12 protein-coding genes are annotated in these 14,591 nt (G+C 62.3%); 7 read left to right on the forward strand and 5 right to left on the reverse strand.

Translation table 11 applies throughout. From position 1 onward, the window contains the following. Positions 1–86: 86 nt before the first annotated feature. From moaE to DM807_RS21145, 5 genes are all read right to left on the reverse strand, one after another. Positions 87–533 carry a molybdopterin synthase catalytic subunit MoaE gene (moaE, locus tag DM807_RS21125; protein WP_012274094.1) on the reverse strand — a complete coding sequence of 149 codons (447 nt, stop codon included), beginning with the start codon at positions 531–533 and terminating at the stop codon, positions 87–89. Positions 534–535: 2 nt separating this feature from the next. Next, positions 536–781 carry a molybdopterin converting factor subunit 1 gene (gene moaD / locus DM807_RS21130; RefSeq protein WP_060493259.1) on the reverse strand — a complete coding sequence of 82 codons (246 nt, stop codon included), beginning with the start codon at positions 779–781 and terminating at the stop codon, positions 536–538. Next, on the reverse strand, positions 781–1,251 hold the full coding sequence (gene moaC, locus DM807_RS21135; RefSeq protein ID WP_016489004.1) for a cyclic pyranopterin monophosphate synthase MoaC: 471 nt from the start codon (positions 1,249–1,251) through the stop codon (positions 781–783). The genes moaD and moaC overlap by 1 nt, the downstream gene beginning before the upstream one ends. 106 nt (positions 1,252–1,357) lie before the next feature. Continuing rightward, positions 1,358–2,752, reverse strand: a complete 1,395-nt coding sequence (locus DM807_RS21140; protein WP_012274097.1) for a PhoH family protein — start codon at positions 2,750–2,752, stop codon at positions 1,358–1,360. A gap of 281 nt (positions 2,753–3,033) precedes the next feature. Further along, entirely contained in the window at positions 3,034–4,161 is a 1,128-nt protein-coding gene (locus tag DM807_RS21145) for a polysaccharide deacetylase family protein (RefSeq protein ID WP_060493260.1), read from the reverse strand. A 137-nt stretch (positions 4,162–4,298) separates the two neighbouring features. Between DM807_RS21145 and yaaA the strand changes: the two genes are divergently transcribed. From yaaA to algG, 7 genes are all read left to right on the forward strand, one after another. Further along, positions 4,299–5,078: a peroxide stress protein YaaA gene (gene yaaA / locus DM807_RS21150; RefSeq protein WP_012274099.1), complete on the forward strand. Its 780-nt coding sequence runs from the start codon at positions 4,299–4,301 to the stop codon at positions 5,076–5,078. An 804-nt stretch (positions 5,079–5,882) separates the two neighbouring features. Beyond that, the gene (locus tag DM807_RS21155) at positions 5,883–7,199 is read left to right on the forward strand and encodes a nucleotide sugar dehydrogenase (RefSeq protein ID WP_012274100.1); all 1,317 of its coding nucleotides are present in this window, start codon (positions 5,883–5,885) and stop codon (positions 7,197–7,199) included. A gap of 75 nt (positions 7,200–7,274) precedes the next feature. Further along, positions 7,275–8,756, forward strand: coding sequence for a glycosyltransferase family 2 protein (locus DM807_RS21160; protein ID WP_041166586.1), 1,482 nt, complete (start codon positions 7,275–7,277; stop codon positions 8,754–8,756). 37 nt (positions 8,757–8,793) lie between these two features. Beyond that, positions 8,794–9,960, forward strand: a complete 1,167-nt coding sequence (locus DM807_RS21165) for an alginate biosynthesis protein Alg44 (RefSeq protein ID WP_012274102.1) — start codon at positions 8,794–8,796, stop codon at positions 9,958–9,960. A 12-nt stretch (positions 9,961–9,972) separates the two neighbouring features. Further along, a complete protein-coding gene (gene algK / locus DM807_RS21170) occupies positions 9,973–11,523 on the forward strand; it encodes an alginate biosynthesis TPR repeat lipoprotein AlgK (protein ID WP_012274103.1) in 1,551 nt (516 codons plus the stop codon). After that, positions 11,520–12,998 carry an alginate export family protein gene (locus DM807_RS21175; protein WP_012274104.1) on the forward strand — a complete coding sequence of 493 codons (1,479 nt, stop codon included), beginning with the start codon at positions 11,520–11,522 and terminating at the stop codon, positions 12,996–12,998. The genes algK and DM807_RS21175 overlap by 4 nt, the downstream gene beginning before the upstream one ends. Positions 12,999–13,020: 22 nt before the next feature. Further along, positions 13,021–14,580 (forward strand): mannuronan 5-epimerase AlgG, encoded by a 1,560-nt coding sequence (gene algG / locus DM807_RS21180; protein ID WP_179027881.1) that lies wholly within the window; start codon positions 13,021–13,023, stop codon positions 14,578–14,580. Positions 14,581–14,591: the final 11 nt, after the last annotated feature.

The following is a 14,591-nucleotide window of genomic DNA, read 5'->3' on the forward strand; positions in this document are numbered from 1 at the left end:
CATCTTTAATGCAGCTATTGCCGGGGCCGCTTTGCGGCCCTTTCGCGACACAAGGCCGCTCCTACAGGGAATCGGTGCAACCTTGACTACCAGCGCCCCGCCGCATCCTGGTCACTCTGCTTCCCTTCCACCCACCGCGGCCCTTCCTCGGTATTCTCCTTCTTCCAGAACGGCGCCCGGGTCTTCAGGTAGTCCATGATGAAGTTGCAGGCATCGAACGCCGCCTGCCGATGGGCACTGGCCACACCGACGAACACGATCGGCTCGCCCGGCTCCAGCGCACCGATACGGTGCAGCACCTCCACCTTCAGCAGCGGCCAGCGCTGCTCGGCCTCGACCACGATCTTGGCCAGCGCCTTTTCGGTCATGCCGGGATAGTGTTCGAGGAACATCCCCGCCACTTCGCGGCCATCGTTGAAATCCCGCACATAGCCGACAAAACCGACCACCGCACCCACGCCGACGTTGGCCGCATGCATGGCATTGACCTCGGCCCCCGGGTCGAACGCGCCTTGCTGCACTCGCACTGCCATGTTCAGCCTCCGGTCACCGGCGGGAAGAATGCCACTTCATCACCCTCTTCCAGTGGCTCATCCAGCTTGCACAGCTCTTCGTTGCGCGCGCACATCAGGTTCTGCTCGGCCAGCACTTCGTACTGCCCGCCCTTGGCCACCAACGCCTGGCGCACATCGTCGAGCACCTTGAACGCCCCCTCCACACGTTCGGCATCCACGCCCAACAGCTCGCGGTAACGGGCGAAGTACATCACCTTGATCTTCATTACGCCTGCACCTTGTAGTGACCGCTCTTGCCGCCGAGCTTTTCCAGCAGGCGCACTTGCTCGATGACCATGCCCTTGTCCACCGCCTTGCACATGTCATAGATCGTCAGCGCCGCCACACTGGCTGCGGTCAGCGCTTCCATCTCCACACCGGTCTGCCCGGCCAGCTTGCAACGGGCGACGATACGCACAGCGTCCTGGCCCTCGGCACTGAGTTCGACCTTGACGCTGGTCAGCATCAATGGGTGGCACAGCGGGATCAGGTCGCTGGTCTTCTTCGCCGCCTGGATCCCGGCAATGCGCGCCACGGCGAACACGTCGCCTTTGGGGTGTTCACCGTCGACGATCATCTGCAACGTCTGCGGCAACATGCGCACCCGCGCCTCGGCGGTGGCCTCGCGCTCGGTCACGGCCTTTTCAGTGACGTCGACCATGTTGGCCCGCCCCTGGGAATCAAGATGTGTCAGCACTGCTCTGCTCCTGTGAAGGGAACAGCCAGTGTAAACCCGTGGGTCAGGTTTGAGCAGAGGGTTTGACCGCGAAGAGGCCGGGCGGCGAACCGCCCGGCGGCAAGGGTTACAGATGCGACTCGGCGTACTCGGCCAGCACCGAGCGTGGCACGCCCTGCAGGGTGATGTGCACGCCGTGGGGGAAGTCCTTGAAACGCTCGGTCAGGTAGGTCAGGCCCGAGCTGGTCGCGGACAGGTAGGGGGTGTCGATCTGCGCCAGGTTGCCCAGGCAGACCACCTTGGAACCGGAGCCGGCACGGGTAATGATGGTTTTCATCTGGTGCGGCGTCAGGTTCTGGCACTCGTCGATCAGGATCAGGCTTTGCTGGAAGCTGCGGCCACGGATGTAGTTCAGCGACTTGAACTGCAACGGCACGCGTTCGAGGATGTACTCGACGCTGCCATGGGTACTTTCGTCATCCATGTGCAAGGCTTCGAGGTTGTCGGTGATGGCGCCCAGCCACGGCTCCATTTTCTCCGCTTCGGTACCCGGCAGGAAGCCGATCTCCTGGTCCAGCCCCTGCACGCTGCGGGTGGCGATGATGCGCCGGTAGCGCTTGCTGACCATGGTCTGCTCGATGGCCGCAGCCAGGGCCAGGATGGTCTTGCCGGAGCCTGCGGCGCCGGTCAGGTTGACCAGGTGGATGTCCGGGTCGAGCAAGGCGAACAGCGCCAGGCTTTGGTGGATGTCGCGTGGTTTCAGGCCCCAGGCTTCCTGGTGCAGCAGCGGTTCCTGGTGCAAGTCGAGCAGCAGCAGTTCGTCGTTGCGGATGCCCTTGATCCAGCCGACGAAGCCCTGCTCATCGATGATGAACTCGTTGATATGCACGGCTGGCAAGTTGTCGATCATCTGCACCCGATGCCAGGTACGGCCACGCTCCTGGCGGGTATCGACCTTGCTGACGCGGTCCCAGAACGAGCCGGTGACCGAGTGGTAACCCTTGGACAGCAAGGACACGTCATCGACCAACTGGTCGGTGCTGTAGTCCTCGGCCGCAATGCCACAGGCGCGCGCCTTCAGGCGCATGTTGATGTCTTTGGTGACCAGCACCACGTCCAAGTCGGTGCGCCGGCTGCGTACGTCGAGCAGGGTGTTGATGATGATGTTGTCGTTGAGGTTTTCCGGCAGCAACTTGCTGGGCTCGTTGCGCGGGCTCATCAGGATCGACAGGAAGCCCTTGGGCCCGCTTTTGTTGCGCTGGATCGGCACGCCCTGCTCGACATCGCTGGGCGAAGCGTCACCAAGGGTCTGGTCGATCAGGCGGATGGCCTGCCGGCATTCGGCGGCGATGGTCTGTTTACCGGTCTTGAGCTTGTCGAGTTCCTCCAGCACCGTCATCGGAATGGCGACATGGTGCTCCTCGAAGTTCAGTAACGCGTTGGGGTCGTGAATCAGGACGTTGGTATCGAGCACATAGAGGATTGGCTTGCTGGAGGAAGGGTTGCGTCCTTGGTCATCCATACTCGGTCACCTTATGTCGAAGCCATACGGCGCGGTCTGTTGCGCCGCAAAGTGACTGCCGCTGTTCCCGTATCCGCGTTGTTACGGGCGGGAAGCGAACCTGGCAAGGTGGGCCTGGATGACGCCACCTGTGCTGCAGGAATCGGCTGTCTGGTTTCTTCATACCGCAAAAACCATGACCAAAAAAAGCATTTTTACGTGTTTTTGAACTTTATTTTTCTGATTGACGAAGCCCTCTTGGCGGCAGGGCCAGAGGGGTCTACGCTCAGAAGTCATACCCTCTATTCGCTATATCCATATTCTCGGCAACTCTCCCAGCCAATCCCGCTCTGGGCGGTATTGCGCAGCACCCATTCCACCGCCGGCTGCGCCTTGGGCAGGCTGTCATGGAACTGGATCACGCCCTTGCGCCACAGCAGCATCAGGGTCAGTACACGCTGCGCCGACGCCTCTGCGCTCAGTGCGCCGTCATCCTGGGCATCGATATCCCATAACGATACCCGCAGCTGTTGGCTGGCCATGAACGCCTCGCCGTCGGCCCGGCGCTGGCCATAAGGCGGGCGGAACAGCGGCACATACTGTTCCGGCAAGTCGGCCTGCACCCGCGCCTGGCTGCGCCGCAGCGAATCCTGCCAGTCGGTCCACTGCGCATGGGAGCGGTACTCCCAACCCTGGATGCCCACGCACTGGCCGCCATAGAGCCGGCGCAAGGCGTTCGCAGCCCCGCCATCCCGGCGTTGCTGCAGACGGTTGCCGAGCACGAAGAACGTGCCTTCGAGCTTCTGCCGGCGCAAGTAATCGGTGAGTAAATCGGTACTGCCACTCTCAGGCCCGGGCCCGCCGACGAAGGTCAGCAGGAACATACGGTCGTTCAATTCGTCGCCATTGCGCTCGCGCGAAGACAACCGCTCGATTTCGCTACTGGTCTGCGGCAACAACGCCGCCTTGCGCAGCTGCTCGTCCAGATAGCGCACATGAAACTGATGGCTTGGCTCGACCCAACCGGTATAGAACGTGCCGACATCAGCAGCGAACGTGGCTGCCTGCGTGCGCAACTCCGCCATCGACGTAACCGGGTAGCAGAACGACGCGTCCTGCTCGCAACTGCGCTGCGCCTGTTGATAACCTGCCCACAACCGCTGCCACATACGTGCCCGCACCTGGCGCACCTTCTGCAGGTTGATCTGCCGCAGCCCCAGCCTCGCCGCCAGCGCCGAGTCATCCAGCAACTCGCTTTCGTGCAGCACCTGGGCGAACGAAAGGATTTCCGCCCGCGAGGCCACGTCGAACAGCGCCGGGCTGTTCAGTTGCTCGGGCCACAGGCTGCGGTCCAGGCTGACCTGGGGTGAAGGGGCGGCTTGCACGGCCAGGCTCAGCAGAGCGGCCAGCAAGGCAAAGGCAGTGCGCACGGTCGAAGGCTCCGCAACGGCAAAACGCGAACTATAGCGCCTGCATCGGCCATGGTCTGTGACTATCGTCGCCATAGTTTGGACTTGCACCGCCCAGCCCGTAGAATCCTCGGCCAACGATGCCAGGAGCCGACCCGATGCTGACGGTGATTTCCCCCGCCAAGACCCTCGACTACGACACCCCGCCAGTAACCGAGCGTTTCACCCTGCCCCAGTACCTGGATGACTCCCAGGCGCTGATCCAGCAGCTGCGCGAACTGTCGCCAGCGCAGATCAGCGAACTGATGCACCTGTCCGACAAGCTCGCGGGCCTGAATGCCGCTCGTTTCGGCAGCTGGACCCCAGACTTCACCCCCGCCAATGCCAAACAGGCGCTGCTGGCGTTCAAGGGTGACGTGTACACCGGCCTCGACGCCGAAAGCCTGGCTGAAGACGACTTCAGTTACGCACAAGACCACCTGCGCATGCTTTCTGGCCTGTACGGCCTGCTGCGCCCGCTGGACCTGATGCAGCCCTACCGCCTGGAAATGGGCACCAAGCTGGCCAACGCACGCGGCAAGGACCTGTACGCCTTCTGGGGCACACGCATCAGCGAATGGCTGAACGAGGCCCTGGCCGAACAGGGTGATGACGTGCTGCTGAACCTGGCCAGCAATGAGTACTTCAGCGCGGTGAAACGCAGCGCGCTGAAGGCCCGGGTGATCAATGTCGATTTCAAGGACCTGAAGAACGGCCAGTACAAGATCATCAGCTTCTACGCCAAGAAAGCCCGCGGCATGATGAGCCGCTTCGTCATCCAGCAGCGCATCAGCGACCCAGAGCAGCTCAAGCAGTTCGATGTGCAGGGCTATTACTACAGTGCCGAGCAGTCCAAGCCGGACCATCTGGTGTTCCTGCGCGATCACCCTGCCGATTAAGCCTGCAAAGCCCTCTTCGCGGGCGTGTCCGCGAAGGGGCCATCAGCCAAGCCCCATCCCCTCCGCCCTGCAACAGGGCACGATGCAAATCGCCATCACGCCATAAATCAGGCGCCAACAAATCGACACGCCTACCTTTATCGCCAAACGCCATAAGACCGTTCATACCTTTTTTGACGAATTTTGAAAAATATTTTCCGATACTGGCATAAAAACATCTCGTAACAGTTACACCCTTGATACACGGGGGTGAAACACCCGCGTGCTATCAAATTGAAACTGCCTACAACTGAATAAATATTTAGAAATCTTTCATCCGAGCGAAACCGGCTCAGGAACTTCTGCTAGGAGCAATCGCTCATAGTGCCGTAACGATTTTCCTGCCTGTGGGCTGTGAGAGATGACTTACAGATGACAATGGCAGGTATCCACTACCGTGCCCTTACAACTTCGACAGGTACTACGGGAACACCCCAAGACCGTGTCCATGCTGGAGATACGCGCCCCTTAAAAATCGTCCTAGTGGTTGATTTCAAAGGATTTATCCACTTGAAAAAACAAGCACAGCAACGCGCCAAGTAGCGCATTGCAATAAAGACGGCTGCATTTCAGGGCACGTTTTTTAATTGATGGCTTTTTACTGCCAACTTTGAGCGCATAACTTTTTGCGCTCCGGATTTATTTTGCCTGCGCTCGGCGAAGTGTGCATTCGCCATGGATCCGTGCGCCCGAAAACTGTTGTTAATCAACCCAGCCCGGCACTCTGCGGAGGCGCCGGCGTGATAAACACATGAGGTGATAGCGATGCGTATCAGCATCTTTGGTTTGGGTTATGTGGGTGCAGTCTGTGCAGGCTGCCTGACGGCGCGTGGCCATGAAGTGATCGGTGTGGACGTGTCCAGCACCAAGATCGACCTGATCAACCAGGGCAAGTCGCCCATCGTCGAACCTGGCCTGGAAGCACTGCTGCAACAGGGCATCGCCAATGGCCGCCTGCGTGGCACCACCGACTTCGCCGAAGCCATCCGTGCCAGCGATGTGTCGATGATCTGCGTGGGTACGCCCAGCAAGAAAAACGGCGACCTGGGCCTTGAGTACATCGAATCGGTGTGCCGTGAAATCGGCTACGTGCTGCGTGACACCACCCGCCGTCACACCATCGTGGTGCGCAGCACCGTGCTGCCGGGCACCGTCAAGAATGTGGTCATCCCGATCCTCGAAGACTGCTCGGGCAAAAAGGCCGGCGTCGACTTCGGTGTCGCGGTCAACCCGGAATTCCTGCGTGAAAGCACCGCCATCAAGGACTACGACCAGCCACCGATGACGGTTATCGGCGAACTGGACAGCGCCAGCGGCGACATCCTCCAGGCCCTGTACGAAGAGCTTGACGCCCCGGTCATCCGCAAGCCGATCGAGGTGGCCGAGATGATCAAGTACACCTGCAACGTGTGGCACGCCACCAAGGTCACCTTCGCCAACGAAATCGGCAACATTGCCAAGGCGGTAGGCGTTGATGGCCGTGAAGTGATGGACGTGGTCTGCCAGGACACGGTGCTGAACCTGTCCCAGTACTACATGCGCCCAGGTTTCGCCTTCGGCGGCTCGTGCCTGCCCAAGGACGTGCGTGCCCTCACCTACCGTGCTGCCAGTCTCGATGTGCGCGCACCGCTGCTCGACTCGCTGATGCGCAGCAACGAATCGCAGGTGCAGAACGCTTTCGAGCTGATCGAAGCCCACGACAAGCGCAAGGTCGCCCTGCTGGGCCTGAGCTTCAAAGCCGGCACCGACGACCTGCGCGAAAGCCCACTGGTCGAGCTGGCCGAGCGCCTGATCGGCAAGGGCTACCAGTTGGACATCTACGACGAGAACGTCCAGTACGCCCGCGTCCACGGCGCCAACAAGGACTACATCGAATCGAAGATCCCGCATGTGTCGTCGCTGCTCAATGCCAACTTCCAGCAGGTGATCGACAACGCCGACATCATCGTCCTCGGCAACCGTGACGAGCAGTTCCGCGCGCTGGCCCAGCAAGCGCCAGCTGGCAAGCAAGTAATCGACTTGGTCGGTTTCATGAGCAAACCAACCTGCACCACCAGCCGTACCGAAGGCATCTGCTGGTAAGTGCCTGACCGGGCAGCGCAAGCCCTCCCCACTTGCGCTGCCCACCCTCCCCCGAATTCTCGACGGATGCTGAACATGCAAAGGCTCCAGACCGTGCTGTTGCAGTGCGCCGGGTGGCTGCTCTACATGAGCCTGCTCATGCTGATCGCCCTGGCCCTGCCAGCCGATATCTTCGACTCGCAATCGAAGCACTTCATCTTCCTGGTCGGCGCAGTCGGCATCTGGCGCTATTCCATGGGCGCCACCCATTTCATCCGCGGCATGATCTTCCTCTACGGCGTGTACCCGTACCTGCGCCGCAAGGTGCAGAAAATGGGCACTGCTGCCGACCCGTCGCACGTTTACCTGATGGTGACCAGCTTCCGCATCGAAGCGCTGACCACCGCCCAGGTGTACAGCTCGGTGATCCGCGAGGCGATCAACTGCGGCTTCCCCACCACCGTGGTCTGCTCACTGGTGGAAATGTCCGATGAGCTGCTGGTGAAAAGCCTGTGGGCCAAATACAACCCACCAGCCCATGTGAAGCTGGACATCGTGCGCATCGCCGGCACCGGCAAGCGCGATGGCCTGGCCTACGGCTTCCGCGCCATCTCACGCATGCTGCCGGACGAGAACGCCGTGGTGGCGGTGATCGACGGGGACACCGTGCTGGCCGATGGCGTGGTACGCAAGACCGTACCGTGGTTCAAGCTGTTCCCCAACGTCGGTGGCCTGACCACCAACGAATTCTGCGAGGTGCGCGGCGGCTACATCATGAGCGAGTGGCACAAGCTGCGCTTCGCCCAGCGCCACATCAACATGTGCTCGATGGCACTGAGCAAGCGCGTGCTGACCATGACCGGCCGCATGTCGATGTTCCGCGCCAGCGTGGTGACCAACCCCGAATTCATCGCCGATGTTGAAAGCGACTCGCTGATGCACTGGCGCCTGGGCCGCTTCAAGTTCCTCACCGGTGACGACAAGTCCAGCTGGTTCAGCCTGATGCGCCTGGGCTACGACACGTTCTACGTGCCGGACGCGGCCATCAACACGGTCGAGCACCCGCCGGAAAAAAGCTTCTTCAAAGCCAGCCGCAAGCTGATGTACCGCTGGTACGGCAACAACCTGCGGCAGAACTCCCGCGCACTGGGCCTGGGCCTGGGCCGCCTGGGGTTGTTCACCAGCATCGTGCTGTTCGACCAGCGCGTGTCGATGTGGACCAGCCTGCTGGGCCTGACCGTGGCGGTGATCGCCAGCCTCAAGTTCGGCCTGGCCTTCCTGCTGGTGTACCTGCTGTGGATCGGCATTACCCGCCTGATCCTCACCATCATGCTGCTGTGCTCCGGCCACAACGTAGGCCCGGCCTACCCGCTGATTCTCTATTACAACCAGATCATCGGCGCGCTGATGAAGATCTACGTGTTCTTCCGCCTCGACAAACAGTCGTGGACGCGTCAGCCCACCGCTCTCAAGCGTGACCTCGCCAGCTTTCAACAATGGTTCAACACCTGGTCCTCGCGGACCATGACCTTCTCGGCTGCCAGCATCTTCGTTGCTGTGCTGTTCATGGTCGTGTGAGCCCAACCCGGATCGGATCTAACAGGAACAAACCACCATGAATACCGCCGTGAACGTCAATGTCGTGCATGAGTCCGAAGCCCAGCGCCAACACGCCCGGGTACGCATTCCCGCCAAGCTGCGCTTCCTGGACGCCCAGCGCCAGACCCACGAAGTGAAGGTCGACGACCTTTCCGCCGGTGGCCTGAGCTTCCACACCAAGCAGCAGCTGACGGTAGGCGATGTACTGCGCGGGCGCCTGCAGTTCGTGGTCGACAACCTGGGCCTGTCGATCGACATCGAGTTCCAGGTGCGCTCGTACAACCCGGACAATGGCCGTACCGGCGCGCAGTTCCAGAACCTTGAACCACGCGACATCGCCACGCTGCGGCACATCATCACCAGCCACCTGTCCGGTGAGCTGATCAGCATCGGCGACGTGCTCAGCACCCTGCAGCGCGACAACTTCACCAAGGCGCGCAAGCAGAAGGACGGTGGTTCGGGCCTGAGCGCCTTCGGCCGGCTCAAGGCCGTTACCGTCACCCTCGGCGTGTTCGTGGTCGGCGTTGCAGCTTTTGGCTTCGTCGCCAAGTCGCTGTACGGCATGTACTTCGTCAGCCATGCCGAAGCGGGTGTGGTCGCGGTACCGACCACCACCGTCACCATGCCGCGCGACGGCACTGTGAGCAGCCTGGTCGAAAGTGGCGGGCAGATCGCCAAGGGCGCGCCACTGGCCAGCTTCACCACCAGCATGCTGGACATGCTCAAGGGCAACCTTGAAGACGCACAGCTGGAGCCGGCGAAGATCGAAGAACTGTTCGGCAAGCAGCTGTCCGGCACCCTCACCAGCCCCTGCGATTGCGTGGTCGCCCGCCAGTTGGTGGACGATGGCCAGTACGCAGCCAAAGGCCAGGCGATCTTCCAGCTGATCCCGCGCACCACCACGCCGATGGTCGAGGCCCGCTTCAGCTACCGCCAGTTCGACGAGGTCAAGCCGGGTACCCGGGTCAACTTCCAGGTCGCCGGCGAAGACGAAGTGCGCACCGGCCAGATCGTCAGCAGCACCAGCCTCAACAGCGAAGACCTGTCCTCCGACATCCGCGTGCAGATCAAGCCTGACACTGGAATGCCCGCCGAACTGGCCGGCCGCCCGGCTTCGGTCAACAGCGACCGTGGCCCGTCTATGAACTGGCTGATCGACAAAGCAGTGGCCCGTGGGCTGTAAGAGGAACTTGCGATGACTAGCATGCCGCCGTTGCGAGGGCTTTGCCCTCGATCGCGACACAAGGCCGCTCCTACAGGGTCCGAGTCGTTCTCCCATCTGTCGCCTGGCACTCAACCTGTAGGAGCGGCCTTGCGTCGCGATCGAGCGCGCAGCGCTCGCCCATTCGCATGGTGCACACTCGCCCTGGCCATTACCCTGGCCGGCTGTGCCGGCCTGCCTGACCAGCGCCTGGCCAACGAAGCCATGAAGCGCGGCGACACGGCTTTGGCCGAGCGCAACTACAAGGCCCTGGCCGACCTGGGCTACAGCGAAGCACAAGTAGGCCTGGCAGACATCAAGGTGGCCACCCGCGACCCATCGCAAATCAAGGAAGCCGAGGCCACCTACCGCGCAGCGGCGGCCACTTCGCCCCGTGCCCAGGCGCGCCTTGGCCGCCTGCTGGTGGCCAAGCCCGACAGCACCCAGGCCGAACGCGAAGAAGCCGAAACCCTGCTCAAGCAGGCTGCGAAGCAGGGCGAAAGCAATACCCTGATTCCGCTGGCAATGCTCTACCTCAGCTACCCGCAGAGCTTCCCCAAGGTCAATGCGCAGCAGCAGATCGACCAATGGCGCGCCGCCGGTAACCCGGAAGCGGGCCTGGCCCAAGTGCTGCTGTACCGCACCCAGGGCACCTACGACCAGCACCTGGGCGACGTGGAGAAAATCTGCAAGGCCGCCCTGAACAGCACCGACATCTGCTACGTCGAACTGGCCACCGTGTACCAGAAGCGTGGCCAGGCCGACCAGCAAGCCGCCCTGCTCGCCCAGTTGAAGTCCGCCTACGCCCGTGGCGCGGTGCCGGCCACTCGAGTCGACAGCGTTGCCCGGGTGCTGGCCGACCGCAGCCTTGGCCAGACCGACGAGAAAACCGCCAAGGACCTGCTTGAGCAGGTGGCCCCCGCCAACCCGGCATCCTGGGTCAGCCTGGCGCAACTGCTGTACGACTTCCCCGAACTGGGCGATACCGACCAGCTAATGGCTTACATCGACAAGGGCCGCGAGGCCGAACAACCACGCGCCGAACTGTTGCTGGGCCGCCTGTACTACGAAGGCAAAACCCTGCCAGCCGACGCGAAAAAAGCCGAGCAGCACCTGCAAGCCGCCGCCGACGCTGGCGAAATCAGCGCCCATTACTACCTGGGCCAGCTGTACCGCCGTGGCTACCTGGGCAATGTCGAGCCGCAGAAGGCCGTCGATCACCTGCTGGCCGCCGCCCGTGGCGGGCAGAACAGCGCCGACTATGCCCTGGCCCAGCTGTTCAGCGAAGGCCACGGCATCCGCCCGCAACCGGGCAACGCCTGGGTGTTCGCCCAGCTGTCGCAGGCCAACCCGACGCCGCAATCGAGCGAACTGCTGCAGCAACTCGACCAGCAACTCACGCCTGACCAGCGCAGCCAGGCCCAGCAACTGTTGGGCCAGGAAAAGCGCGCACGCGGCAGCATGGCGCAGGGCGCGAACAGCACCCTGGCCCTCGAAGCCCTGCAAGACGACGAAAAAGAAGTAGACGGTGAGGACTCGCTATGACGCTCAATCCCTTCGTGAAAGCCGGCATCGGCCTGAGCTTCGCCCTGCTGTGGTCCTGCCCGACCCTGGCGGAAATGACCGCTGAAAAGAATTTTGGCCTGGACGTGAAAATCACCGGCCAGTCGGAAGACGACCGCGACCTGGGCACCCGCCCTGGCGGAGACGTCAACGGCCTGGGCCTGGACCTGCGCCCTTGGGTGTACGGCGAGCGCGGTAACTGGAGTGCCTATGCCATGGGCCAGGCCGTCGCCGCCACCGACACCATCGAAACCGACACCCTGCGCCAGAACGACGACGGCACCAGCACCGAAACCGGCGACGATAGCCGCCAGCCGGACAAAAGCTACCTGGCCATGCGCGAGTTCTGGGTCGGCTACAGCGGCCTCACCGCCTACCCCGGCGAGCAACTGCGCTTCGGCCGCCAGCGCCTGCGCAGCGACGATGGCATGTGGCGCGACACCAACATCGAAGCATTGAACTGGACCTTCGACACCACCCTGCTCAAGGCCGACCTGGGCGTGGCCCAGCGCTTCAGCGAGTACCGCACTGACCTCACCGAACTGGCCCCGGAAGACAAGGACCGCACCCACATCTACGGCAACGTCGCCACGCAGTGGACGCCTGGCCATTGGGTTGGCGTGCGGGCACACCATACGCACGACAGCGGCAGCCTGAAAAACCCCGGCGAAACCGTCGACGCGCTGGACAAGACCCGCACTGGCGACTTGACCTGGCTGGGCCTGGAAGCCAACAGCGACGCCTACAACTGGCGCAACGACCACACCGTCAACTACTGGGGTAGCGTCACCTGGCTGACCGGTGACCGCGACACCCTCAGCAGCCAGGCCGTCGGCAACGATCAGGTTGCCACCGGCAAGCAGAGCGGCGACGTCAATGCCTGGGCCACCGACCTTGGCATTCGCCTGCGCCTGGACCCGCAATGGCAGGTCGGTGCGGCCTACGCCCGTGGCAGCGGCGGTGGTGGCGACGACGGCTCGAACAACTTCGAGCAGACCGGCCTTGAGAGCAACCGCTCCAACTTCACCGGCACCCGCTCGCGCGTGCACCGCTTCGGCGAAGCTTTCCGTGGCGAGCTGGGCAACTTGCAGGCAGCCACCCTGTTCGCCTCCTGGCAGCTGCGCGACGACTACGACGCTAGCCTGATCTACCACAAATTCTGGCGGGTCGACGGTAACCAGAACATCGGCTCCAGCGGCATCAACGCGGTGGTCAACGACAACGGCGTGAACCGCCCGTTGGTCGACGGCGAAAAAGACCTTGGCCAGGAAATGGACGTGGTCGTGACCAAGTACTTCAAGCAAGGCCTACTGCCGGCATCGATGAGCCAGGCCATCGACGAGCCGTCCGCTCTGGTGCGCCTGCGTGCCGGTGTATTCAAGCCGGGCGATGCCTACGGCAAGGAAGCGGACTCGTACATGCACCGCGCCTTCGTCGATGTGATCTGGCGCTTCTGAGGCCGGTAGGGGACTGACCGTTATGAACCTTCACCCGCACTTACGTCACAGCCTGTTGGCCAGCGCCTTGCTGCTGGCCAGCGGCCTGGCCGCTGCCGCAGAACCCCAGGTGATCGCCAAGGAGCTGCAGCAGGCCAAGACCTACACAGTGGCCAGCGCACCGATCGAACCGCTGCAGATGGACCCGCCAAAGCTGCCCGACTTGACCGGTTTCACCGCCGAGGCGGTGCAGAAGAAGATCGACCGTAGCCACAAAGGCAAGGTCAGCCTGCGCCGCATGTTCCAGGAGGACACCCTCAAGGAGTTCGTCGGCGGCGACAACAAGGCAGCCGAGTGGGTGCAGCGCCAGCACGGCATTCCGCAGGCGATCTTCGTCGATGACGGCCATGTCGACCTGGTCGAGCTGAGCAAGAAGGTGCCCAAACAGTACCTCAGCGAAGTCGAGCCCGGTGTGTACCTGGCGCGCCTGCCGATCGTGGTCGGGCAAAAGGGCATCCTCGAGATCGACGGCAAGGTCAAGCAGCTGCGCCTGTCCCAGGAGGGCGGTTCGTTCCTGGTCAACGACGGCAAGCTGTTCGTCACCGACACCCAGGTGACCGGCTGGCGGGAAAAGGACAATGGCCCGGCCACCTTCCGCTCGCCCAAGGAATTCCGCCCGTTCCTGCTGTCGTGGGGCGGCACCGAGACCTACATCATCAACACCAGGATGGCCAGCTTCGGCTACGCCAAGTCCAAGTCGTATGGCGTGAGCATTTCGCAGTACACGCCGAACATGGCCAAGCGCATGGGCCGCCCGGAACCCACCGGCTGGATCATCGGCTCGGAATTCAGCGACATGTGGTACGGCTTCTATTGCTACGAAACCCAGGATTTCGTGGTCAAGGACAGCACCTACCGCGACAACATCGTCTACGGCATCGACCCGCACGACCGCTCGCACCGCCTGATCATCGCCGGCAACACGGTGTACGGCACCAAGAAGAAGCACGGCATCATCGTTTCGCGTGAGGTCAACGACAGCTGGATCATCAACAACAAGAGCTACGACAACAAGCTCTCGGGCGTAGTGATCGACCGTAACAGCGTCAACAACTTGGTGGCCTACAACGAGATTTACCGCAACCACACCGACGGCATCACCCTGTACGAAAGTGGCGACAACCTGATCTGGGGCAACAAGCTGATCAACAACCGCCGCCACGGCATCCGCGTGCGCAACAGCGTGAACATTCGTCTGTACGAAAACGTCGCCATGGCCAACGGCCTGGTCGGCGTGTACGGCCACATCAAGGACCTGTCCGACACCGACCGCGATATTGCCCTCGACCCGTTCGACACCAAGGTGTCGCTGATCGTGGTGGGTGGCGAGCTGGCGGCCAATGGCTCCGGCCCGCTGTCGATCGACTCGCCGCTGTCGGTCGAACTGTACAAGGTGTCCATGCTCGCCCCACGCAAGGCCAGCGGCATCAGCCTCAATGGCGTGCTGGGCGAGCGCCAGGACGAAATCCTCGACCTGCTGGTACGCCAGCAGAAGGCTGTGCTGATCGACCCGGTCGAACGCCAGACCGAAATGATCGATTAAGGAAGCCCAGA

This window comes from Pseudomonas hunanensis, from assembly GCF_013393325.1.
Lineage (GTDB): Bacteria > Pseudomonadota > Gammaproteobacteria > Pseudomonadales > Pseudomonadaceae > Aquipseudomonas > Aquipseudomonas putida_P.

What these genes read in the sequence shown, in the direction of transcription:
- algG (WP_179027881.1), top strand. Translation starts at nt 13,021, where the DNA reads ATGAACCTTCACCCGCACTTACGTCACAGCCTGTTGGCCAGCGCCTTG.
- DM807_RS21165 (WP_012274102.1), top strand. Translation starts at nt 8,794, where the DNA reads ATGAATACCGCCGTGAACGTCAATGTCGTGCATGAGTCCGAAGCCCAG.
- algK (WP_012274103.1), top strand. Translation starts at nt 9,973, where the DNA reads ATGACTAGCATGCCGCCGTTGCGAGGGCTTTGCCCTCGATCGCGACAC.
- DM807_RS21140 (WP_012274097.1), bottom strand. Translation starts at nt 2,752, where the DNA reads ATGGATGACCAAGGACGCAACCCTTCCTCCAGCAAGCCAATCCTCTAT.
- yaaA (WP_012274099.1), top strand. Translation starts at nt 4,299, where the DNA reads ATGCTGACGGTGATTTCCCCCGCCAAGACCCTCGACTACGACACCCCG.
- DM807_RS21175 (WP_012274104.1), top strand. Translation starts at nt 11,520, where the DNA reads ATGACGCTCAATCCCTTCGTGAAAGCCGGCATCGGCCTGAGCTTCGCC.
- moaE (WP_012274094.1), bottom strand. Translation starts at nt 533, where the DNA reads ATGGCAGTGCGAGTGCAGCAAGGCGCGTTCGACCCGGGGGCCGAGGTC.
- DM807_RS21160 (WP_041166586.1), top strand. Translation starts at nt 7,275, where the DNA reads ATGCAAAGGCTCCAGACCGTGCTGTTGCAGTGCGCCGGGTGGCTGCTC.
- moaD (WP_060493259.1), bottom strand. Translation starts at nt 781, where the DNA reads ATGAAGATCAAGGTGATGTACTTCGCCCGTTACCGCGAGCTGTTGGGC.
- DM807_RS21155 (WP_012274100.1), top strand. Translation starts at nt 5,883, where the DNA reads ATGCGTATCAGCATCTTTGGTTTGGGTTATGTGGGTGCAGTCTGTGCA.